This is a genomic window from Pseudomonas sp. A34-9 (genome assembly GCF_029543085.1).
Classification (GTDB): Bacteria; Pseudomonadota; Gammaproteobacteria; order Pseudomonadales; family Pseudomonadaceae; genus Aquipseudomonas.
This window is the reverse complement of the sequence record NZ_CP119967.1, coordinates 6,369,054-6,390,348: the sequence shown is the minus strand read 5'-3', so window position 1 is coordinate 6,390,348 and position 21,295 is coordinate 6,369,054. Positions and strand designations below refer to the sequence as shown.

Sequence of the window (21,295 nt, the reverse complement as noted above, 5' to 3'; positions counted from 1 at the left end):
ATGTTCACTCAGGTGCCGCAGCCACTGGTCTATGCCGAAGCGTTGCTGGCGCAGTTCGCCAGTCTGTCGCGGGCGGCGGACGGAGCTGCGTTGCTGGGTGACTTTGTGCGCGGGCTGGCCGAGCTGAGCGGTTGCGAACTGACGCAACTGTATTTGCTCGACGCCACCCACACGTGCCTGGGGATGAACGCCGAATGCCTCGACGGTGCGCTGCAACCACGGGAAGCGGCGAGCCTGCCGGCGGATTACAACGGTGAGCAACTGCTGCAATTCGCCCTGTGCCAGAACCGCGTGGTGTGCCTCGACGACTTGAGCGGCAGCCTGCACGAAACCAGTTTCCTGCCGGCGGCGACCTCGCCGTGGCAGTCACTGTTGTGCGTGCCTTTGGTCAATCAGCACAAGGCTGTCGAAGGTCTGCTGCTGTGTGCCAGCCGTCGTCGCACCAACCTGCAAGGCTTCGCTGATTCCCTCGGCCAGCTCGGCTCGTTTGTGCTCGGACAGTTGCATTTGCTGCAACGCCTGCGCCAGCCGCTGGCGGAATCGGCAACGGTCGCGCGCAGTGTGCCGAGCATCAGTGGCTATGGCCTGATCGGTAAAAGCGCGGCGATGCGCCAGACCCATTCGCTGATCAGCAAAGTTCTGCACAGCCCTTACACCGTGTTGTTGCGCGGCGAAACCGGCACCGGCAAGGAAGTCGTCGCGCGGGCGATTCACGATTGCGGCCCGCGTCGGTCCCAGGCATTCATCGTGCAGAACTGCGCAGCGGTCCCGGAAAACCTGCTTGAAAGTGAGCTGTTCGGCTATCGCAAAGGCGCGTTCACCGGCGCCGACCGTGATCGTGCCGGCCTGTTCGATGCGGCCAATGGCGGCACGCTGCTGCTCGACGAGATCGGCGACATGCCGCTGTCGTTGCAGGCGAAGATTCTGCGCGTGTTGCAGGAAGGCGAGATTCGTCCGTTGGGTTCCAACGACACGCACAAGATCGACGTACGCATCATCGCCGCGACGCACCGCGATCTGTCGACGCTGGTCAGCGAAGGCAAATTCCGCGAGGACTTGTATTACCGCCTCGCGCAATTCCCGATCGAGCTGCCGGCCCTGCGTCAGCGTGAAGGCGACATCCTCGAACTGGCTCAGCACTTCGCCGAGAAAACCTGCACGTATTTGCAACGCGATCCGGTGCGCTGGTCGAGCGGCGCCCTGGAACATCTGTCCGGCTACAACTTCCCCGGCAATGTGCGTGAACTCAAAGCCCTGGTCGAGCGGGCGGTGTTGTTGTGCGAAGGCGGCGAGTTGCTCGCCGAGCATTTCTCCCTGCGCATGGAACCGATGCCGGAAGACAACAGCCACCTGAATCTGCGCGAACGCCTCGAGCAGGTCGAACGCACCTTGTTGCTCGATTGCCTGCGCAAAAACGACGGCAACCAGACCCTCGCCGCCCGCGAACTGGGCCTGCCGCGACGCACGCTGCTGTACCGCCTCGGCCGCCTGAATATCAATCTGGGAGATTTCGATGGGTAGGCAAAAGATCATCGATTTTCCCGCAAAAACCAATTTCAGCGCCGCCCGCAAGGGTCGGCGCTTTGTGCTTTGTCTACACCTGGAGACCCTCTGATGTCTGTTCGTCACTGGCACGCTGTCCTGCTGACCCTCGTCGTTCTATGCGGCCTTGGCGGCTGTAGCGGCAATTACAAATTCAACGACAACGACTATCGCCCGTTGGGTGATCCGCAAGCGGTCAATCGCGGCAAGTGACCGCAAGGAGCATCAAACATGGAATTGGTTTTCGAAATGCTGAACACCAAGCAGTTCGTGCCCACCGAGTTGTGCCAGAAGACCTTTAAACAGGCCGGCGGCGTGATCGGGCGAGGCGAGGACTGCGACTGGATCATCCCCGACCGCAAGCGTCACCTGTCCAATCACCACGCGATTGTCAGTTACCGCGAGGGCACGTTCTTCCTCACCGACACCAGCAGCAACGGTGTCCAGGACGGCGAGAGCGGCGCACGCCTGCACAAGGGCGAACCGGTGCGTATCGAGCACGGCAGCACCTATGTGCTCGGCGACTTCGAAATCCGCGCACGGCTGGTGCGCGACCCGGCAACTTTCGACGGTGAGGTCGGGCGCCCGCGCGCGGCCGGCAGCATCATCCCCGACGACGCGTTCCTCGATCTCGATCCGCTCAACGCCCTCGAACAGCAAGAGCGTGTGTACTCGGAAATCGACGAGCTGCTGGCGCCGAACACCAAACCTGAAGATTCCCGTCAGCGCGCCGACTACGCGCGCATCGACATGGAAAGCCTGATGGTGCCGGAACTGATCGCCGCGCCTGCCGAACCTGAGCCTGCTCCGGCACCAAAAGCCGTTGAGCGTCAAAGCGAGGGTTTCTGGGAGCACTTCGGTGCGGCGCTGGGTGTCGACGTCAAAGGCCTCAGCCACGACGAGCGCGAAGCCCTGGCGTTGAACGCCGCGCGTCTGCTGCGCCAAAGCATCGGCGGTTTGCAGCAGAGCCTGCGTACCCGCTCGGAGCTGAAAAACGAACTGCGTCTGGCCCAGACCACCGTGCAAGGCACCAACAAAAATCCGTTGAAATTCGCTGTCGACCCGAGCGAAGCACTGGAGATTCTGTTGCAGCCAAGCAAGCCCGGCCATCTGCCGGCCGAGCAAGCCATCTCCCGCGCGTTCCGCGACCTGCAGGCGCATCAAGTCGCACTGCTGACCGCCAGCCGCGCCGCCGTGCGCGGCACCCTGGAGCACTTCTCGCCGGAGCAACTGACCCTGCGTTTCGAGCGCGACAACAAGCCGTTGATCGCGACATCGGGCGGGCGCTGGAGAGCGTTCGGCCGTTATCACCAGGCGCTGCGTCAGGACGATGACTGGAGCGAGCGCCTGCTGGCCCGCGACTTCGCCCAAGCCTACGAAGAACAGATCCGCCTGATCTCCACCCTCCACACCGACCACCAAGGATGATGCGCATGTCTCGCCGCTCGACCGCTTTTTTCAAGACGCTGACGGCGCTCACCGTGCTGGTGTTGCTCGCCGGTTGCTCGTCGCTGTCGCCGTACTCGAAAGTGACCAAGATCAACCTGAAGCTGACCGGCAGCGATCAGCTCAACCCGGACCTCAACGGGCGCCCGTCGCCGATTGTTGTGCGCCTGTTCGAACTCAAGCATCCGGTGACCTTCGAGAACGCTGATTTCTTCAGCCTCTACGAGCGCGCCAAGGAATCCCTCAACCCGGATCTGGTGGCCAGCGAAGAACTCGAACTGCGCCCGGGTGAAACCGTGGAGATGAAACTCAAGGTGGAAGAGGGCAGCAGTTATGTCGGCGTTCTCGCCGCTTACCGCGATTTGCCGGAAACCCAATGGCGCTACACGGTGCAGATCACGCCGCTGGAAGTCACCGAAGTCGATCTGACCCTGGACCAGACCGGCATCCGTAACACTCATCAAGTGCTCGCCAAGGCGGATGACTGAACATGAATACCCATAAAGTCATTTGGCAGGAAGGCATGCTGCTGCGTCCGCAGCACTTCCAGCACAACGATCGTTATTACGATCACCAGATGAAAACCCGCACGCAATTGCTCGGTGGCTACACCTGGGGTTTCCTCAATCTGGAGATCGACCTGCAGTTCCTCAACATGGGCAAACTGGTGATCAGTGAAGCCTCGGGGATTCTGCCGGACGGCAGCCTGTTCGAACTCGGTGGCAACACCGAGCCGCTGGCGCTGGACGTACCGCCGAACACCGGCAACACGCCGATCTACCTGGCGCTGCCGCTGGTCACCGGTAACCACATCGAGTCGCGCCGTCCGGAGCAATCCGACGTGCTGGCGCGTTATACCGCGTACGACGCCGAAGTGGCCGATTCCAACGCCGGCGACGATTCCGCCAGCCAGGTCAGCTGCGGTCGCCCGGACTTCAAACTGTTGCTCGGCGAGCAGCAGAGCGATCAGGCCTACGTGAAGCTGAAAATCTGCGACGTGCTCGACACCACGCCCGACGGCGTGATCAGCCTCGACCCGGACTTCGTGCCGACCTACATTCAGGCCCACGCTTCCAGCTATCTGCTGTCGTGCCTGAAAGAAGTCATCAGCATGCTCAGCCACCGTGGCGACACGATTGCCGAGCGGATTCGCTCCAACGGCAAGGTTGGCGGCGCCGAAGTCGGCGACTTCATGATGCTGCAACTGATCAACCGCACCGAACTGCTGCTGCGTCACTATCTCGGCCTGGAGCAAGTGCACCCGGAAGAGTTGTATCGCACGCTGCTGACCATGCTCGGCGATCTGGCGACCTTCTCCGGCGAGAGCAAACGTCCGCGTCTGGACAGCCGCTACTCCCACGCCGACCAGGGCGCGAGCTTCCGCAAGCTGATGGAAGCGATTCGTCAGGTGCTGTCGATGGTGCTCGAACAGCACGCCATCGAACTGATCCTGCAAGCGCGTCAGTACGGCATCATCGTCTCGCCGTTGCACGACCACAAACTGCTCGGCTCGGCCTCGTTCGTGCTGGCGGCCAGTGCCAACTGCGATTCCGAAGAACTGCGCCATCGCTTGCCGGCGCACCTCAAGGTCGGCCCGGTGGAGCGCATCCGCCAACTGGTCAACCTGCACTTGCCGGGGATCAAGGTCAAACCGTTGCCGGTGGCCCCGCGGCAGATCGCGTTCCACTCGAACAAAACCTATTTCATCCTCGAACTCAGTTCCGAAGACCTGGCACAACTCGAGCGCTCCGGCGGTTTCGCGTTCCACGTGTCCGGCGAATTCGCCGAGCTTGAACTGAAATTCTGGGCCATCAGGAACTGACCGACATGATCAAGGAAACGGATTACAGCCAGGACGACAAAACCGTCCTGCTCGATCGTCAAGGCCACGGACCGGCAGCGAGTCCGCTGACCGACTTCGCCGCGCCGCCGCGTTTCGAGCAACTGGAAGAACGCATGATCTACGCCGCGCGCCTGCGCCCGGCAGAAGCGTTCAACATCAGCCTCAATTCGCTGGTCGCTGCCTCGTCCGAGCTGCTCTCGGAAGTGGTGCGCCTCAAGCACAGCGAAACCCGCGAAGACTTGTACGCGCTCAACGAGCGTCTGACTGCCGGGCTCAAACTGTTTGAAGTGCGCGCCCTGCACAACGGCGCCGAAAGCAGCCAGGTGATGGCCGCCCGTTACGTGCTCTGCACCGTGGTCGACGAAGCGGTCGTGACCACGCCGTGGGGCAATGAAAGCGAGTGGTCGCAGATGAGCCTGCTGAGCAGCTTCCACAACGAGACCTTCGGTGGCGAGAAGTTTTTCCAGTTGCTCGATCGGTTGTCGAAAAACCCGGTCAAGCACCTGCCGATGCTCGAGCTGATGTACCTGTGCCTGTCCCTCGGGTTCGAAGGCAAGTACCGCGTGCAGGCGCGTGGCATGCTCGAACTCGAAGGCATCCGCGACGCCCTGTACCGGCAGATCCGTCAGTTGCGTGGCGACGTACCGCGCGAATTGTCGCCGCACTGGGAAGGTCTCAACGATCAGCGTCGCAACCTGGTGCGCATCGTGCCGGCGTGGATGGTGGTGTTGTTCACTCTCGTCTGCCTGGTGGTGATGTATTCGGGCTTCGCCTGGGTCTTGGGCGAGCAGCGCGACACCGTTCTGCAACCTTATCAGCCGCTTGATCCGGCCGCGGTGCAACCGCAGTCGCAGCCGTAAACAGGGACGTGTGATGAAAAAGTTTTTCAAGAAAGTCGGCGCCTTCCTGCGCCAGACCTGGGTCTGGACCTTGCTGCTGGTGCTGTTCGTGGCACTGCTGGTGTGGTTTGTCGGCCCGTTGTTGGCGGTCGATGACTACAAGTTCTGGGAGAGCGCGACCTCGCGTTTGCTGACCATCAGCGTGCTGTTCCTGATCTGGGGCCTGACCATGGTCTTCGTCAGCTGGCGCGCGGGTATCCGCAAGAAAGCCGTTGAAGAAAGCGAGGACGGCCAGGATCGTATCCGCCGCGAAGAGCTGATCGACGAAGAGCAGAAAGAGTTGAAGGCGCGCTTCAAAGACGCGCTGAAAACCCTGAAGACCTCGAGCCTGTATCGCGGCCGCAGCGAACGCTGGCGCAGTGACTTGCCGTGGTACCTGCTGATCGGTCCGCAGGCCTCGGGCAAGACCAGTCTGCTGGACTTTTCCGGTCTGGAATTCCCGATCAACAAGATCGACCGCAAGCTGACTCGCGACACCCTCGGCACTCGTCATTGCGACTGGTACTTCGCCGACCACGGTGTGTTGATCGACACCGCCGGGCGTTACCTGACCCAGCCTGACGCGGAAGTCGACGGCAGTGCCTGGACGACATTGCTGGAGTTGCTGCGCAAACGTCGTCGCGGGCGTCCGTTGAACGGCGTGCTGGTGACCATTCCGGTGGAAACCCTGCTCGGCGGCAGTGAGCAGGACATCGATACCCTCGCGCGCCAGGTGCGTGGTCGTCTGCAAGACGTGCATCAGAAGCTGCACGTCGACGTGCCGGTGTATCTGGTGCTGAGCAAGGCTGACAAGCTGCTCGGTTTCGACGAGTTCTTCGATCAACTGACCCGCGAAGAAAGCGATCAGGTGCTCGGTACCAGTTTCCGCAAGGAACAGGTCGGCACCGACGTGGCCGTGCTGCGCAACGAGTTCGAAGAACTGCTGCGTCGCTTGAATAGCCAAGTGATCATGCGCATGCACTCCGAGCGCGATACTCAGCGCCGTGGCCGCATCCTCGACTTCCCGCATCAACTGGGGCAGATCGGCGAACGCCTGTGCCTGTTCGTCGACATGGCGTTCACCGGCAACCGTTACCAGCGTGCCACGCAACTGCGTGGTTTCTACCTGACCAGCGCGCCGCACCTGACCCAAGAGATGGACGCGACCACCGCCGGCATCGGCGCCAGCCTCGGCATGAGCGCCGGTGTGCTGCCGACCTTGCGCAGCGGCCGTTCGCGGTTCATCCATCATTTGCTCAGCCAGGTTATTTTCCCCGAAGCCGATCTGGCCGGTCTGGACAAGCGCGAACGCAGCCGCATCCATTGGGGCCAGCGTGCGTTGTACGTCGGCGCACTGGCGGCACTGGCATTGTTTGGCATGCTGTGGGCGGGCGGTTTCTCGGCCAACTACGAGCGTCTGGAAAACCTGCGCAATCTGGCGCAGAACTGGACGCAGCAGCGCACGGCATTGTCGCCGCGTGATGACGCCATGGGCGTGCTGAAAACCCTCGACAGCAGCTACGCCGCGACACAGGTCTTCCCGAAAAAGGGCGACGTTTCGTACCACGAACGTGGCGGTCTGTATCAGGGCGAAGACGTCAATCCAGTGGTCAAGGAGGCTTACGAGCGCGAGCTTGAAAAGCAACTGCTGCCACGGGTGGCGACGATGCTCGAAGGGCAGATCCGCGCCAACATGAAGGACCGCGACCGCCTGCTCAACAGCCTGCGCGCGTACCTGATGCTGAACATGAAGGACCGTCGCGATGCGGCGTGGCTCAAGGACTGGGTCGCCACTGACTGGTCGACGCGCTACACCGGCAACACCGCTGTGCAAAACGGTTTGAACGCGCATCTGGAACGTCTGCTGCAGCAGCCGTTTATCTACCCGCTGAACGACCAATTGGTTACCCAGGCGCGTCAGGTCTTGCGCAGCGAATCGCTGGCCACGGTGGTTTACCGCATGCTCCGCGAGCAGGCACGCAACCTGCCGGACTATCGCTTCAGCCAACACCTCGGTCCACAAGGCTCGCTGTTTATCGGCACCGAATACGTGATCCCGGGTTTCTACACGCAAACCGGTTATCAACAGTATTTCTCGGTGCAGGGCTCGGCGCTGGTCACCGACATCCTGCGTGACAACTGGGTGCTGGGCGAAGGCGCAGGCATCAGCGACATGGACTTGCGTCGTCTGATGGTCGAGCTGGAGCAACTGTATTTCCGCGACTACGCCAACTACTGGAGCGAAGCCGTCGGTCAGGTTGCACTGCCGCCAATCAGCGACGCCGGTGAAGGCGCCGAGCAACTGGCGGGCCTGACTTCGGCCAACTCGCCGGTACTGGCCTTGCTCACTGAAGTGCGCGAGAACACGCGCTTCCAGGCCGCCGCCGATCCGGTGGATGAAGCCGGCGATGCCGCTGATGCACTGGCGGGGCAGAAAGGCAAACTGGGCAAAGTCGGCAAACTGGCGTCTGCAGTGGCGGACAAGGCTTCGGCCCTGAACGTGGCGAAGACCCTGCCGGACACCGCGAAGAAGTCGCTGCAACGTCGCTTCGAACCGCTGCATCGTTTGCTCGATGACAACAACGGCCCGGCGGCGGACCTCACTCCGGCCCTCAGCGCGCTCAACGACCTGCAACTGCAACTGTCCGGTCTGGCCCGTTCCAGTACGCCGGAACAAGCCGCGTTCGAAATGGCCAAGACCCGCATGAGCGGCCAGCGTGATGCGCTGACCAACCTGCGTGCGGCCTCGGGTCGCCTGCCGCGCCCGTTGAGCGTGTGGTTCAACGTGCTGGCCGAAGACTCGTGGCGTCTGGTACTCAACGATGCTTACCAATACCTGAACGGCCGTTATCAGAACGAGCTGTACAGCGTGTATGGCAAAACCATCAGCAAGCGTTATCCGTTCAGCGCCAGCAGCACCAGCGACGTGGCGATCAGCGATTTCCGCGAGTTCTTCCGGGCTCAAGGCACTGTCGACCGCTTCTTCGACAGCTACATGCGTCCGTTCGTCAGCGGTGATCCGGGTAACTACCGGATGCGCAGCGTCGACGGCCACAGCCTGCCGGTGTCGAAGATGTATCTCGACCAGATGGCGGCAGCCCTGACGATTCGCCAGAGCTTCTTCTCGATCAACCCGGCCGAGCCGACCGTGCAGTTCAAACTGGAGCCGTACACCCTCGACCCGGCCGTCAGCCGATCCGAGTTCAAGTTCGGCGACAAGACCATGGAATACCGCCACGGTCCGATCCTGCCGATGTCGTTCAAATGGCCGACCGATGCTGAAGACGGTCGCACCAGTCTGGTCATGGACAAAATGGCCGGGCGCCCGATCGGTATCGAGAAGAACTCCGGCCCATGGTCGCTGTTCCGTCTGTTCGACCTGATGCAGACCGAGTACCTGAGCGGTCGCGACGTGCTGGTGCTGAAAGCCGACGTGGGTGGCCTGCGCGCCAACTACCTGCTGACCAGCCAGCGCACGCCGAACCCGTTCGACATGGGCGTGCTGCGTACCTTCCGTATGCCGGTGCAGCTCTGATGCTGGTGGCCAGTGCCTGGCGCAGCGCGGCGCGTACCGACCCGGGCAAGGTGCGGGCGCGCAACGAAGATGCCTTCCTCGACTCGCCGCAGCAGGGGCTGTGGGTGGTCGCGGACGGCATGGGCGGTCATCAGGGTGGCGACATCGCCAGCCAGTTGATCGTCGCCAGCCTGGCTGAATTGCCGCAACACGAGGATTTCGACGAACGCCTCAAAGCCATCCGCCAGTGCCTGCACTGGCTGAACCGGCGTTTGGGGCAGGAGTTGACGGTCACCGCCGGACGCCACGACAGCATCATGGGCAGCACCGTCGTGGCGCTGCTGATGGAAGGCAATCGCGCGGCCTGCATCTGGGCCGGCGACAGTCGTTGCTATATGTGGCGCGGGCAGCGGCTGTATCAGCTGTCCAAGGATCATTCGCTGCAACAGCAACTGATCGACGAACAGCAAATGAGCGTTGAACAGGCGGCGGCGCATCCGGCGGCTCAGGCCTTGACCCGAGCCGTTGGCGCCGCCGAACAGCTGACCTTGGATGTCCTCGAACTCGAGGTCTATCCGGGCGATGCGTTCCTGTTGTGCAGCGATGGTTTGTATCAGGGCCTGAGTAGCGATGCCCTCGGCAACGCCCTCAGCCTCAGCGCGCCGCACGTGGCGCTGGAACGTTTGTTCGACGGCGCCTTGCGTGGCGCCGCGCGCGACAACCTGACAGCCGTGGTGATCCGCCAATGACCAATATCGAATCGCCAATCGATGACTTGCTGATGAGCGAAGAACAGGCCAACAACCTGACCTACTTCGCCTTCGCCAAGGAGAACAAAGCAGAGCCTTTGCTGGCGCCAACCAAGGCCAGCATCGGTGCACTGCCGGATGTACTCGCCGGTCGCTACCACCTCGAGCGCCTGCTCGGGGCCGGTGGCATGGGCGCTGTTTACCGGGCGCGGGATCTGCTGCACGAACAGTTCGGTGATCCCGATCCTTACATTGCGCTGAAAATCCTCAGCGAAGAATTTGCCGAATCGCCGGACGCCAGTGCCTTGCTCTACAGCGAGTTCGCCCTGACCCGACGCCTGCGCCACGACAACGTCGTGCGTGCGCACACCTTTGAAGTCGACACCGACTGCCAGCGGGCCTTCATCACCATGGAATACATGCGTGGCCTGACCCTGGACAAATTGCTCTGCGAGCGGCCCCTCGGCCTGCCGTGGCAAGAACTGCGCGACATCGTCCTGCCGCTGCTCGATACGCTGGCCTACGCCCACGGTCGCGGCGTGCTGCACGGTGACATGAAACCGAGCAACGTCATGCTCAGCGAAGACGGCCTGCGCCTCTTTGACTTCGGCTTGGGCCAGGCAGAGGAGGGCACCTTGCCCGGCCTGCCGCACCTGAGCCGCGAACGCTTCAACGCCTGGACCCCGGGCTACGCCGCCCCCGAACTGCTTGAGGGCCAACCGTTGTCGGCCAGCGCGGACGTGTACGGCGTGGCCTGCGTGATCTATGAACTGGCGGGCGGCAAACACCCGTTCCGCCGCCTGCCCTCGATCCAGGCCCGCGACGAGCACCTGGAGCGCGAGCTGCAAGCGCCGGCGAACTTACCCAAACACAGCTGGCCAGCGCTGCGAACCGCGCTGAGCTTCGACCCGGCAGAACGCAGCATCACTGCCCAACAATTGCGTGACGCCTTGGGCGCCACTTCGTCCTGGCTGCAACGGTTGCGACTTCGGGCGTAACGGACGACATTCGAACAGGGAGCACTTTATGTTCAACCCAGCTAACGAAACCCACTTCAGCCTCAAGGTCGAAGACTACGTGGGCGACCTGCAAGTGCTGTCGTTCACCGGCACCGAAGGCATCAGCCAGCCGTATCGTTTCGACCTCGAACTGGTCAGCGAAAACCCTGATCTGGACCTCGAACAACTGCTGCACAAACAGGCGTTTCTCGCATTCGATCCACAAGGCTCGGGCATCCACGGGCAGATCTACCGCGTCGCCCAAGGCGATGCCGGCAAGCGCCTGACCCGCTACAAAGTGTCGATGGTGCCGCAACTGCAATACCTGCATCACCGCACCAACCAGCGCATCTACCAGCAGATGTCGGCGCCGAAAATCATCGCGCTGATCCTCGAAGAGCACGGCATCAAGGGCAACGCCTACAGCTTCCAGCTCAGCCAGCCGTGCCCGGATCGCGACTACTGCGTGCAGTACGACGAAACCGACCTGCATTTCGTTCAGCGCCTGTGCGAAGAGGAAGGCATTCACTACCACTTCCAGCACAGCGACAAAGGCCACCTGCTGGTGTTCGGCGACGACCAGACCGTGTTCCCCGACCTCGGCCAGCCGACCGCGTATGTGCAAGGCAGCGGCATGATCGCCGAAGAACCGGTGATCAAAGGCTTCAAACTGCGCCTGGAAACCCGCACCAGCCGCACCACGCGCCGCGACTACGACTTCGAAAAACCGCGCCTGCAAATGGAATCCGCGTACAAACCCGAAGGCGAGAGCACTGAGCCAGATCTGGAAGACTACGACTACCCCGGTCGCTTCATCGACCGCGCCCGTGGCAAGTTCCTCAGCCAGCGCGCCCTCGAACGCCACCGCGCCGACTACCGTCAGGCCGAAGGTCGCGGCGACCAGACCAAACTGGTCAGCGGCCACTTCATGGCCCTGTCCGACCACCCGCGCAGCGAGTGGAACGACCTGTGGCTGCTCACCGAAATCTTCCACGAAGGCAAACAGCCGCAAGTCCTCGAAGAAGGCGTGACCAGCGACACCACCGACAACAAGGACGACTTCCATCAGGGCTACCGCAACACCTTCCTCGCCACCCCGTGGGACGTGTTCTACCGCCCGGCCCTCGAACACCCGAAACCACGCGTCCTCGGCAGCCAGACCGCCATGGTCACCGGCCCCAAAGGCGAAGAAATCCACTGCGACCAATACGGCCGCATCAAAGTGCAATTCCACTGGGATCGCGAAGGCCTCGCCGACGACAAAACCAGCTGCTGGCTGCGCGTCTCCAGCTCCTGGGCCGGCGACCGCTACGGCGCCATCTCCATCCCGCGCATCGGCATGGAAGTCCTCGTCACCTTCCTCGAAGGCGACCCCGACCAACCCCTCGTCACCGGCTGCCTGTACCACAAGGAAAACCCGGTGCCGTACGCCTTGCCGGCAAACAAAACCCGCAGCGTCTTCAAAACGCTTAGCTCGCCGGGTGGTGGTGGGTATAACGAACTGCGCATCGAAGACAAGAAAGGTGCGGAGCAGATCTACATTCATGCCCAGCGTGATTGGGATGAAAACATTGAGCACGATCAGAAGATTCGGGTCGGGAATGAACGTCATGACACGGTGGTGAAGAACACCTACACCGAGCTGAAGGCCGAAGAACACCGCACCACGATCTCCGACCGCAAGGTTGAAGCGAAGCTGGATGATCACCTCACGGTTGGGCAGAACCAGCATGTGAAGTTGGGGACTGCGCAACTGACCAGTGTGGGCAAAGAGATTCACCTCAAGGCTGGGGACAAGATTGTTATTGAGGCGGGGACGGAGCTGACCATTCTTGGGGGTGGGAGCTTTATCAAGCTCGATGGCGGTGGCGTGACGGTGGTTGGGCCGGTGATCAAAATCAACGCGGGTGGCTCGGCTGGCTCCGGCACAGGGATCGGGATTAAACCGCCGGTGCTGCCGGGGGCGGCGGATAAGGATAAGGCGGGGAGTTTGATGGATCAGGCGTTGGGGAATGCGGTGCCTGAGAAGGTTAAGCCGACAGTTGATTACCCTTTCTCGCTTTGAGCGGACGGACAAGCGACAATATGAACAAGGAATTTTTTGAATGATCATTAGCCCTCCCTTTATTCCTGCTCCAGTGGCGGGTGAAACCGACGACGCTTATCTGGCACGTGCCATGGTGGGTGGCATTCCTGGTGATGGTGGTTATCCGCTGAGTTTTGACCTTAATTGGCATGGTGGCATCCATCTAACTGCTCCTCAAGAAGGAGGGGGTACATTGCCCGTAAAGGCTATCTCAGATGGCACTCTGGTTTATTTTCGTCAGCCTACCCTTGAAAGCACTGCGCCTCCAGATCATGCATTACGCTATCGGAACAAATGGACTGATGACGGATGTGTGGTTATTCGACATGAAACAGAAATAGGTGAAGGCGAAAAGGCGAAGGTCGTATTTTTTTCTATTTACATGCACCTTTCGAAAATATTAATTGCAGCGCCACAGAAGGGTAAAGCGATTGCCCGTAAAGATAAAATTGGTGAGGCGGGTAGTATATATGGAGAGAGCGGGAGAATTCATTTTGAAGTAGTCGCTGATCAAGGCCAAATTGAGAATCTAGTAGGTAGGAAAGAAAGGGATTTAAAATTTCAGACAGGTCATGGGCGCTCAGATTGCGTTTGGGGAGATACTTATTTTTTTATTCCTCCAGAGGTTCTTATTTATGAAAGAGCGCCAAATAATATTCTATCAGCACAGAATGATTCTCCCGTTGTATATAGATGCCCCGCCATGCCTTCGGGGCCAGCCCCGATTCAGGAAGCTGGGGCGCCCACATCAAATGTCAACGATTCAGTTCAGGGGTATGATTGGTCGTTAGCTTCGGAGCTGCAAAATGGCATGTTCCTTAGGATGAGTTACGCCAAAGGGCAGTGCAAGCTTACTACATATAGCCATTCTGGCTTTGAGCTAGGCTCGCAGGCCGAGAGTGGTAGTTATGAATACGACCTATATAACACAGCGACCGAAAAGTTTCCAAAGTCGCCTAGCGCGGGATTCGAACTGCTTAGGTTCGGTAGAGTGTTGAGCGGTGACCAACTTATGCCAGCTGATGCGGCCCATTGGCGGAAAATAAAAATTCCAGGAAAAACTGGTGAGGAAAGTAAGGCTGGTTGGATAGATCTCAATTCTTTTTCTGTGACTAAATTTAGCGATGCAGATTTTCCGCATTGGCAAGGGTGGCAGTTAGTAGATGACGATACAGACGCTGATAGCCACTGCCAATCTCAATTCATCCGAGCTGTATTAAATTTGGATGCTGGTAAAGTCGTTTCTGATAATCTAGATGCTGTTAGCATCGCCAAATCTCCCGCATATGCAACTCTTTCGGCTAATGAGCAGCAGGATCTTTCAACTAGATACGTCGCAGAGCGCCAGTTGACGCAGTCATTACTTGAAAAGTCTGAAGTTCAAGATCGTGTAAAGCGACTAGTGTGCAAATTCCCAAGTGAGTGGTGTAGAAATGACTTTGATACTCGATATGATTGGTTAAAGAAGGTTGCGGAGGGCGGTCCGCTGCCGGAAGATCAATACGCAAAGTTGAAGTCTCACCAGCAAGCCTTGGGATTCTGGGAGGAGGCAGCATTGGTAGGGATCGATCATATGCATTGGCATTTTCCTCCTAAAGAATTTATCCGTACCTTCAGCCAGTGTGGTTGGCTTACCAAGAGCGATATGAAGGGGGTTTACCCGGCCGCGTCCGATGCAAACATTAATAAATATATTGTCCACATAAATAAAACACTTGCTAAATATCTAATAGTTGGCCGCTTGAGACGCTCTCACTTTTTTGGGCAGGCAGGAGTGGAGTCTGGTCAGCTCAATACAGTATCTGAACTATACAATGGTACACCACATGATTATTTTAGGCGTTATGCCAGCGCCAAAAATTATAATGGTTGGCTCGGTAATATAAAATACAATGATGGTGGGGACTTTAGAGGGCGTGGTTTGAAGCAGCTTACAGGCAGGGCAAACTATGCAAACTATTGGGTTTACAGAGGGTGGCTGCAAGCTAGTACTTTTTCAAATAACTGGTGGAAACACACTTCTTGGTGGGGTATTACCATTTCTGGACCTACAGTTACTGGCGCGCAGACTGCGACGCTACCAATTCAAAATGCTGCCACAATTGCACAACTGGATGCGCAAATCAGACCGCCTATTATAGTTAATCCTGATCGTGTAAAAGATGAGCCCTTCACCTGTATTGATACGGCTGGCTGGTTTTGGGCGAAAAACAAATTGCTGGGAATTGCCGACTCTAATGACATACCCCAAATGACTCGCCGTATTAGGGGTGACGGTTCTTTAGTCGGGACCGATGCTGCTCATCCCTGGCCGGCTGCTGCGAACTTCTCGGCTCGTGAAACAATGACAAATAAGCTTCTAAAATTTTTCTGAGGTCATTTGAATGATTCGCCTAATGGTGTTTTTGTTGTCCATTTATAGTGGCGCTGCTTATTCGGCTTCAACTGAGCATAGCCTGATATGTAAAGAAGCTGATCAGAATGCCGATCAAGCTAGCTTGACTCTTTCTTTTGAAGGGGGAGTCTTCTCTCTTGATAATGCTGATCGCGGATGTCGGTCAGATTATGTTGTTAGAGAAGTGGCAGGGGCCGAAAATGTAGCAATTATATTTTCTTATCCAACCAGTGATGATATGGGCCTAAACGCTCAGGTTATGATTTTTTCTGCTGTAGCTAAAGGTGGAAAAGCCACATATATCGGAGACATCCCTGCTAGTTCTTCGGAGTTGGAGGATGGTACCTATAAAGATATTCAACAGTCCGGTGATTCAATTTACGAGAACGTTTACCGTATTGAAAGTACTAAAGTTGTGACTTTGACTCCAGGTAAAGAGTTGATCATTTCTGGTGAGCAATGTGTTTATAAGGAAGCGGGTAGCACGGTCTGTCAAAAGATGAAAGGCACCTTCAAAAAACCTGTGTGCGTCCTCAATAATGGTGAGCGCAAAGTCCTCGCGGATGCGAGGGAGTGCATGGACATGAGAGAAAATCTTTGAGGAAAACGGGACGGATTTATTTGTTGCGCTCGATCGCTTTGAATTTGGTTGAGAACTTAAATAGATCTGGCCCGTTTGTCGGTTCTGACTCTATCTTCTGTCGCAGGCTCTTTCAGAATTGAACGGATCACTGAGTTTTTTACGGACGCCAAGGAATGCAGATTTTCAGATTCAGCCTCATTTTTTTACTTTCAATACTGTCGCCTGTGGTCATGGCTGAGGGCACGATGATTGCCACCATCCTTCAGGCCGACTTTTCCAAGGATCCGGAAGTCCGGTTGCTTGTCAGAGTCGTTGATGTGGGTGGCGGTTCGGATACCCCTTCCATGGCGGTTCGTAATCGATGCCTGGAGAGGAAGGCGTCCGCAGAACGTCCTGGGCCGGATCCATGCTTTTCGATAGAGATCACTGAGAGCAATAAGCAACGGGCCATTGTTCGGCAAACGCTATTGAATGATCCTCAGCGCACAACCGACCCTATCTATTTGGAAATTGTTTATCGCTCGGAGGTCAGCGAGAGCGATCCGACGAATCACCATCAGCGATCCGCCACACTGAAGATCGAAGAAAACGGCCTCTACAATTGGAACAATGAGAGCGAACAGGCATTGGCGGACGTTGAGTGGTTTCCCTCGGGAAATGGTGTAATTGATCTGATGGTTCCTGATGCGGATGCATTGCTGAATTCTGTATATCGGGATCGTATGAGTCGGCTGGACGAAAGCGGTCAGAAAGCACTGAGGGAAACTCAAAGAGCCTGGATGAAATTTCGAGATGCGGAGTGCCAAGCCGACCCGAAATTGCATAAATCAGTTTTCGGTGAGTGGTCCGATGCCTGCCTAATTCGCGCGACGATAGAGCGTGCTCGCCAATTGGCTTTGGCTCCGGACAAGAGCAGACGTTGAAACGGACAAGCCAGTGCATTCGCGCGAAAGCGTCGACTTGGATGAGCATGAACAAACTTTTCTTTCTCTTTTTTGCGCTATTTCCTTTACGTGTGAAAGGGGACGGATTTATTTTTTGCGCCAAAATTATTTGATTTTGAGGCGGAGCGTAAACGTATCCGTTTCGTGGTGGGAAAATTTCTTCGATGGCTGATTCAATGAAAAATATATATTCGCTCCCTGGCTTTTTACCGTTAGCCTTTTTGTTTTTCAGTTCGGTGGCGTTTTCTGCGAGTTTCGAATGTGGCAAAGCTTCGACGGACGTAGAGAGGAAAATTTGTAGTTCTCCTTCTTTGTCGGTAATGGATGAAAAGCTAGGTGAGGTCTTCAAACCGATAAAACATCGGCGAGCCTTGCAAATAATCGAAAGTGATTGGCTTGAGTCAGAGCGTAATTCTTGTGAGTCAGTCGAGTGTTTAGAGGAAGCTTATGTTCAGCAGATAAGCTTTCTCACACCGGTTTCTATTGCGCCTAGGCCAACTCAGAAAGATATTAAGTTAATGTTGGGTGATAAGCCGTACACACAGTTTGAGCGCTCATGGAAGGTCATTGATTTAACAGGGCTTCCCAATGAAAAAGGGGCTGTCGAACGATTTTTGATCTCAGCTGAAACAATTTCAGGCATGTTGCATGTCATCGTGTTTGAAGGGCATTTTGATGCGGCGATGATTGCGTACCGGGGTAATCTATATGAGTACGTTGATCGCAACGACAGGCCGGTATTGCACACGATTGCGAAAGATATCGGTTTTGATGGTGCTTTGAGTTTGGGTTCAAACGACGAAGGGAAAAGATTCGCGGGAATCTTGGATGGGGCGTTTTACTATCGACAGCAGCTCTCCAAGAATCAGCTGCGGGGGATGGTTTATAAGCTCGGCTCAAAATCTCCGCCATTGGAAAGCAGTTTGCTGTTCCAGCAGTGGCCAAATACTGATGAAAATGCTGTTAGTGGTTTGACATTCGGTTGGGGTGGTGAGTATGGAAAATTGCAAGCGTACTACTCGCACACCTCAGGGTATGAAACGATAGCGCAGGCTGGTCGGCCCGAGGCCAGTTGGAATATATATGCTCCGATTTGGAGCAAGTCACGGCCGACGTTTTATTTCAAGAATGGTGATGAAACTATTTGGCGTGCCAATGTTGCGGATAAGACGTTAACAAAAATTGCGAAGGCTAGTGATGAAGGAATGATCCAGAATCCTACCCCTGTCGATATTAATGGGCGCGAAGCAGTCGTTTATCTGAATGGATCTACTCTGAAAATGGCTATCTCCCTTGAAGAATAAGCACGACTTAAAAATACACTTTCGCAAAAAATTGTTGGAATTTGCCTTGAGTAAATATCTTATTCCGGTGCTGCCCGCCGTGCTGATTGGTGGTTTATCTCTGTTGGGGGGACATGCATTTGCTGACGATGCATGTGCCGATATCACTACGAACTCACAGAGTGAACGATGTTCTGTGAGTGCCAAGGTTGCTGCAGATAAGCAGTTGAATACCAGTTATCAAGAACTGATGGTTCGGCTCGAGGGTGGGTATCAAACTGATCCAGTTCTTGCGGCGAGGCAAAAGGCAACGGTTCAGGAGGCTCAGCGCGCTTGGATCAAACTGCGCGATACCGATTGCCAGGTCGATGCGTTGGAGACGGAACCGGGCTCTTCGGTGCATGTGGCAGCGGTGAACAATTGCATCGCCAGTATGAGTCGTGACCGTTCAGTGTTTTTGGACAATATCGCGTCCGATACCGGGAGTGGCCCGACAATTGGACGTGGCTCGTGCCCTACGCAAGACTTTGCACAGTTTCTTCCAGCATTCTCCGCTAATGCCGAATCGCAGAAGCGACTAACTGCACAGGCCGTGAAGCTGCTGGTATTAAAGGGGACGTCGGATATAGGGCGGATTGTGACTTACGTTACTGCGGAGGTGGGACGCGATATGGCGTTTCCCTTAATGGTGGCTGTGCCCGATGGGAAAGTGGAAGGAATAGAGATCGAGAAGGTGGATGACCGCCACGTTAACGTTGTGGATAAACGCGCCGGCAACAGCAATATCAAGATTTTCAACTTTTCTCGGAAGTCCTGCTGGACGCTTGATGGGGTTGAGGACTGGTCGATTCCTGAAAAAGAGCTTTCTGTAGCCAGCACGCGGAAAATGAGTCGTGCAGAGAATTTCTGTTGGCAGCGCGGACAAGGATTTGCTGGCTTGGGCGGCCTTGAGCAATACCGGCTGACAGGAGAACTTTTTGAGGCGACTTTGGAAAATTACCTGTGCGCGGCCGCTTCAGGCGATCCTATATCTAGTTCGGCTGCGGCTGGGCTGAGTCTGTCGGGTATGGCCCCGCAATTGGAATACGGCAAAGTTGAGGCTCTTTTCAAAGCAGCAGCCGTTGATTCACCGAGCGGTGCTGAGTCGTTGGCTGGCTTCTATTGTTTTGGCAATGAATTGGCCGGTTCAGGACCCTGCCAGCGCCCGCTGGACGTTGAAAAAGAGTTGATTCGTGCTACCACCATGGGATCAACGCACGCATTCGTTTCGTTAGGCGATTATTGGAAAAGCGGCGATCTAGGAAAGAAAGATACTCCTCGCGCCTTGGCCTGTTATCAGCTTGCTGCCGACAAAGGTAACGACTCGGGCATCAATGCGATTAAGCGACTTCAGTCCGAAGTGGCCGAACCGATAGTGGCCAGCAGCTGTTTTTAGTGCGGTTAAGTGAAGAAGGGCGTTTACAGCGCCCGACGCCTTTTCACTGCGATGTGATCAAACGCGTTCCGCCATCATGGCTAACGCGTTTTCATATGCGCTGAGCCAGAATCCGCGGCGCTTAAACGTTTAATACTTGAGCATCTGACGACCGCGATTTTCCTTTAAACTCCCCACCCCCAAGGAATGCGCTCAGGACACGGAATGCCAGCCCCCTCGATCTCCCTTCGCCGCGCGTTAGTGCTCTGGTTATACGCCGCCGCAATCGTGCACATTCTCGCCGGTCTCACCCTGACTTGGGCCGGTCACTCCGGATTACTCGACGGCTATCTGCAAACCCTCGAACTCGCATTCTGGGGCGCCGATGCGGTGCCCACCGCCGGCCACGAACAACAAGTCTGGTGGCTCGCGCTGTTCGGCGCGACGCTGCAAAGTTATTCGCTGTACATGCTCGCGCTGGTGCACCTGGGCAATCGCTTGAAATCCCCGGCAGTCTGGGGCTGGTTGATCGCGGGCATCCTGTTATGGGCGCCGCAGGACATGTGGCTCTCGGCGCAACAACAGGTCTGGTCGCACCTGTGGCTCGACGGTTTTGCACTGTTGCTGCTGTTGCCGCCGCTGATTTGGCTGTACCGCCATGACCGCCGAAAATCCCCTTCAATCAAGACGTCGAGCAAGCCCAACCCCTTTGCCGAGATCGCCTACAAGCGCGTGCTAATCACCGGCGGCACCGGGTTTATTGGCGAGGCCGTGGTCAATCAATTACTCGACGCCGGCCACACCGTGAGTGTGCTGGCACGTGATCCATTGAAAGCAGCAAATCTGTTCGACGGGCGCGTTCGCAGCGTGCAGTCCCTAAGCGAACTCAGCCACGATGAAACCTTCGACGTGGTGATCAACCTCGCCGGCGCACCCGTCGCCGGCCCGCGCTGGAGCCCCAAGCGTCAGACGCAACTGCTCGCCAGCCGAGTCGGCACCACCGAAGCGCTGATGACCTGGTTGCAGAACACCAAGCAAAAACCGGCGCTGTGGATTCAAGCCTCGGCCATCGGTTTTTACGGCGTGCGCGATGCCAGCGAAAGCCTCGACGAACACGCCTGCAAGGGCGACGGTTTCATGGCCGAACTCTGTGCGCGTTTGGAAGTCGCCGCGCAACCGGCCACCGAGTTTGGCGTGCGTCAGGTGGTGCTGCGCCTCGGCGTAGTGTTCGGCCCCGGCGGTGCGTTGGCGCCGTTGCTGCTGCCGTTCCGCCTGGGCTTCGGCGGACGCATGGGCGATGGTCGGCAGATCATGAGCTGGGTGCATCGCGACGATGTGCTTCAGGTGATCGCACGGGCCTTCGACGATGAAAGTCTGGTCGGCACTTACAACATGGTCGCGCCCGAAACGGTCAGTCAGGCAGCGTTCGCCGCCCGTGCCGGCAAGGTTCTCAAGCGCCCGGTGTGGTTCCACATTCCCGACGCGCCAGTGCGTGCGTTGGCCGGGGAAATGGCTCAGCTGTTCTTCGACGGCCAGCGTGTGGTGCCGCAGCGTTTGACCGAAGCCGGTTATACATTCCGTTATCCAACCCTCGACGCTGCTCTGCGCGATCTGACCTGA

16 protein-coding genes are annotated in these 21,295 nt (G+C 57.4%); all 16 read left to right on the top strand.

From position 1 onward, the window contains the following. The 16 genes from P3G59_RS28785 to P3G59_RS28710 all read left to right on the top strand — a co-directional run bounded on the left by P3G59_RS28785 (position 1) and on the right by P3G59_RS28710 (position 21,295). Positions 1–1,521 (top strand): sigma 54-interacting transcriptional regulator, encoded by a 1,521-nt coding sequence (locus tag P3G59_RS28785; protein WP_277759868.1) that lies wholly within the window; start codon positions 1–3, stop codon positions 1,519–1,521. A 93-nt stretch (positions 1,522–1,614) separates the two neighbouring features. After that, the gene (locus P3G59_RS28780) at positions 1,615–1,755 is read left to right on the top strand and encodes a hypothetical protein (protein WP_003229566.1); all 141 of its coding nucleotides are present in this window, start codon (positions 1,615–1,617) and stop codon (positions 1,753–1,755) included. Between the two features lie 18 nt (positions 1,756–1,773). Then, positions 1,774–2,970: a type VI secretion system-associated FHA domain protein TagH gene (gene tagH, locus P3G59_RS28775; RefSeq protein ID WP_277759867.1), complete on the top strand. Its 1,197-nt coding sequence runs from the start codon at positions 1,774–1,776 to the stop codon at positions 2,968–2,970. Between the two features lie 5 nt (positions 2,971–2,975). Next, positions 2,976–3,476 carry a type VI secretion system lipoprotein TssJ gene (gene tssJ, locus P3G59_RS28770; protein WP_277759866.1) on the top strand — a complete coding sequence of 167 codons (501 nt, stop codon included), beginning with the start codon at positions 2,976–2,978 and terminating at the stop codon, positions 3,474–3,476. 2 nt (positions 3,477–3,478) lie between these two features. Further along, on the top strand, positions 3,479–4,810 hold the full coding sequence (gene tssK / locus P3G59_RS28765; protein ID WP_095187889.1) for a type VI secretion system baseplate subunit TssK: 1,332 nt from the start codon (positions 3,479–3,481) through the stop codon (positions 4,808–4,810). Between the two features lie 5 nt (positions 4,811–4,815). Beyond that, a complete protein-coding gene (icmH, locus tag P3G59_RS28760; protein ID WP_277759865.1) occupies positions 4,816–5,691 on the top strand; it encodes a type IVB secretion system protein IcmH/DotU in 876 nt (291 codons plus the stop codon). A gap of 13 nt (positions 5,692–5,704) precedes the next feature. After that, entirely contained in the window at positions 5,705–9,244 is a 3,540-nt protein-coding gene (tssM, locus tag P3G59_RS28755; protein WP_277759864.1) for a type VI secretion system membrane subunit TssM, read from the top strand. Next, the gene (locus P3G59_RS28750) at positions 9,244–9,972 is read left to right on the top strand and encodes a PP2C family serine/threonine-protein phosphatase (protein ID WP_277759863.1); all 729 of its coding nucleotides are present in this window, start codon (positions 9,244–9,246) and stop codon (positions 9,970–9,972) included. The genes tssM and P3G59_RS28750 overlap by 1 nt, the downstream gene beginning before the upstream one ends. Further along, complete coding sequence (locus tag P3G59_RS28745) at positions 9,969–10,970, top strand: serine/threonine-protein kinase (protein ID WP_277759862.1); 1,002 nt, start codon at positions 9,969–9,971, stop codon at positions 10,968–10,970. Before P3G59_RS28750 ends, P3G59_RS28745 begins: the two co-directional genes overlap by 4 nt. Before the next feature lie 28 nt (positions 10,971–10,998). Continuing rightward, positions 10,999–13,035 carry a type VI secretion system tip protein VgrG gene (locus tag P3G59_RS28740; RefSeq protein ID WP_277759861.1) on the top strand — a complete coding sequence of 679 codons (2,037 nt, stop codon included), beginning with the start codon at positions 10,999–11,001 and terminating at the stop codon, positions 13,033–13,035. A 40-nt stretch (positions 13,036–13,075) separates the two neighbouring features. Beyond that, entirely contained in the window at positions 13,076–15,430 is a 2,355-nt protein-coding gene (locus tag P3G59_RS28735) for a hypothetical protein (protein ID WP_277759860.1), read from the top strand. A 10-nt stretch (positions 15,431–15,440) separates the two neighbouring features. Then, on the top strand, positions 15,441–16,052 hold the full coding sequence (locus P3G59_RS28730) for a hypothetical protein (protein ID WP_277759859.1): 612 nt from the start codon (positions 15,441–15,443) through the stop codon (positions 16,050–16,052). A gap of 155 nt (positions 16,053–16,207) precedes the next feature. Next, positions 16,208–16,957 carry a lysozyme inhibitor LprI family protein gene (locus P3G59_RS28725; protein ID WP_277759858.1) on the top strand — a complete coding sequence of 250 codons (750 nt, stop codon included), beginning with the start codon at positions 16,208–16,210 and terminating at the stop codon, positions 16,955–16,957. A gap of 185 nt (positions 16,958–17,142) precedes the next feature. Further along, the gene (locus P3G59_RS28720) at positions 17,143–18,282 is read left to right on the top strand and encodes a hypothetical protein (RefSeq protein WP_277759857.1); all 1,140 of its coding nucleotides are present in this window, start codon (positions 17,143–17,145) and stop codon (positions 18,280–18,282) included. Between the two features lie 46 nt (positions 18,283–18,328). Continuing rightward, positions 18,329–19,696 carry a lysozyme inhibitor LprI family protein gene (locus tag P3G59_RS28715; RefSeq protein ID WP_277762215.1) on the top strand — a complete coding sequence of 456 codons (1,368 nt, stop codon included), beginning with the start codon at positions 18,329–18,331 and terminating at the stop codon, positions 19,694–19,696. A 204-nt stretch (positions 19,697–19,900) separates the two neighbouring features. Then, positions 19,901–21,295 carry a TIGR01777 family oxidoreductase gene (locus P3G59_RS28710; protein ID WP_277759856.1) on the top strand — a complete coding sequence of 465 codons (1,395 nt, stop codon included), beginning with the start codon at positions 19,901–19,903 and terminating at the stop codon, positions 21,293–21,295.

Excerpts from the sequence above, each read along its gene's own strand:
- P3G59_RS28785 (WP_277759868.1), top strand. The coding sequence starts at position 1 with ATGTTCACTCAGGTGCCGCAGCCACTGGTCTATGCCGAAGCGTTGCTG.
- P3G59_RS28780 (WP_003229566.1), top strand. The coding sequence starts at position 1,615 with ATGTCTGTTCGTCACTGGCACGCTGTCCTGCTGACCCTCGTCGTTCTA.
- tagH (WP_277759867.1), top strand. The coding sequence starts at position 1,774 with ATGGAATTGGTTTTCGAAATGCTGAACACCAAGCAGTTCGTGCCCACC.
- tssJ (WP_277759866.1), top strand. The coding sequence starts at position 2,976 with ATGTCTCGCCGCTCGACCGCTTTTTTCAAGACGCTGACGGCGCTCACC.
- tssK (WP_095187889.1), top strand. The coding sequence starts at position 3,479 with ATGAATACCCATAAAGTCATTTGGCAGGAAGGCATGCTGCTGCGTCCG.
- icmH (WP_277759865.1), top strand. The coding sequence starts at position 4,816 with ATGATCAAGGAAACGGATTACAGCCAGGACGACAAAACCGTCCTGCTC.
- tssM (WP_277759864.1), top strand. The coding sequence starts at position 5,705 with ATGAAAAAGTTTTTCAAGAAAGTCGGCGCCTTCCTGCGCCAGACCTGG.
- P3G59_RS28750 (WP_277759863.1), top strand. The coding sequence starts at position 9,244 with ATGCTGGTGGCCAGTGCCTGGCGCAGCGCGGCGCGTACCGACCCGGGC.
- P3G59_RS28745 (WP_277759862.1), top strand. The coding sequence starts at position 9,969 with ATGACCAATATCGAATCGCCAATCGATGACTTGCTGATGAGCGAAGAA.
- P3G59_RS28740 (WP_277759861.1), top strand. The coding sequence starts at position 10,999 with ATGTTCAACCCAGCTAACGAAACCCACTTCAGCCTCAAGGTCGAAGAC.
- P3G59_RS28735 (WP_277759860.1), top strand. The coding sequence starts at position 13,076 with ATGATCATTAGCCCTCCCTTTATTCCTGCTCCAGTGGCGGGTGAAACC.
- P3G59_RS28730 (WP_277759859.1), top strand. The coding sequence starts at position 15,441 with ATGATTCGCCTAATGGTGTTTTTGTTGTCCATTTATAGTGGCGCTGCT.
- P3G59_RS28725 (WP_277759858.1), top strand. The coding sequence starts at position 16,208 with ATGCAGATTTTCAGATTCAGCCTCATTTTTTTACTTTCAATACTGTCG.
- P3G59_RS28720 (WP_277759857.1), top strand. The coding sequence starts at position 17,143 with ATGGCTGATTCAATGAAAAATATATATTCGCTCCCTGGCTTTTTACCG.
- P3G59_RS28710 (WP_277759856.1), top strand. The coding sequence starts at position 19,901 with ATGCCAGCCCCCTCGATCTCCCTTCGCCGCGCGTTAGTGCTCTGGTTA.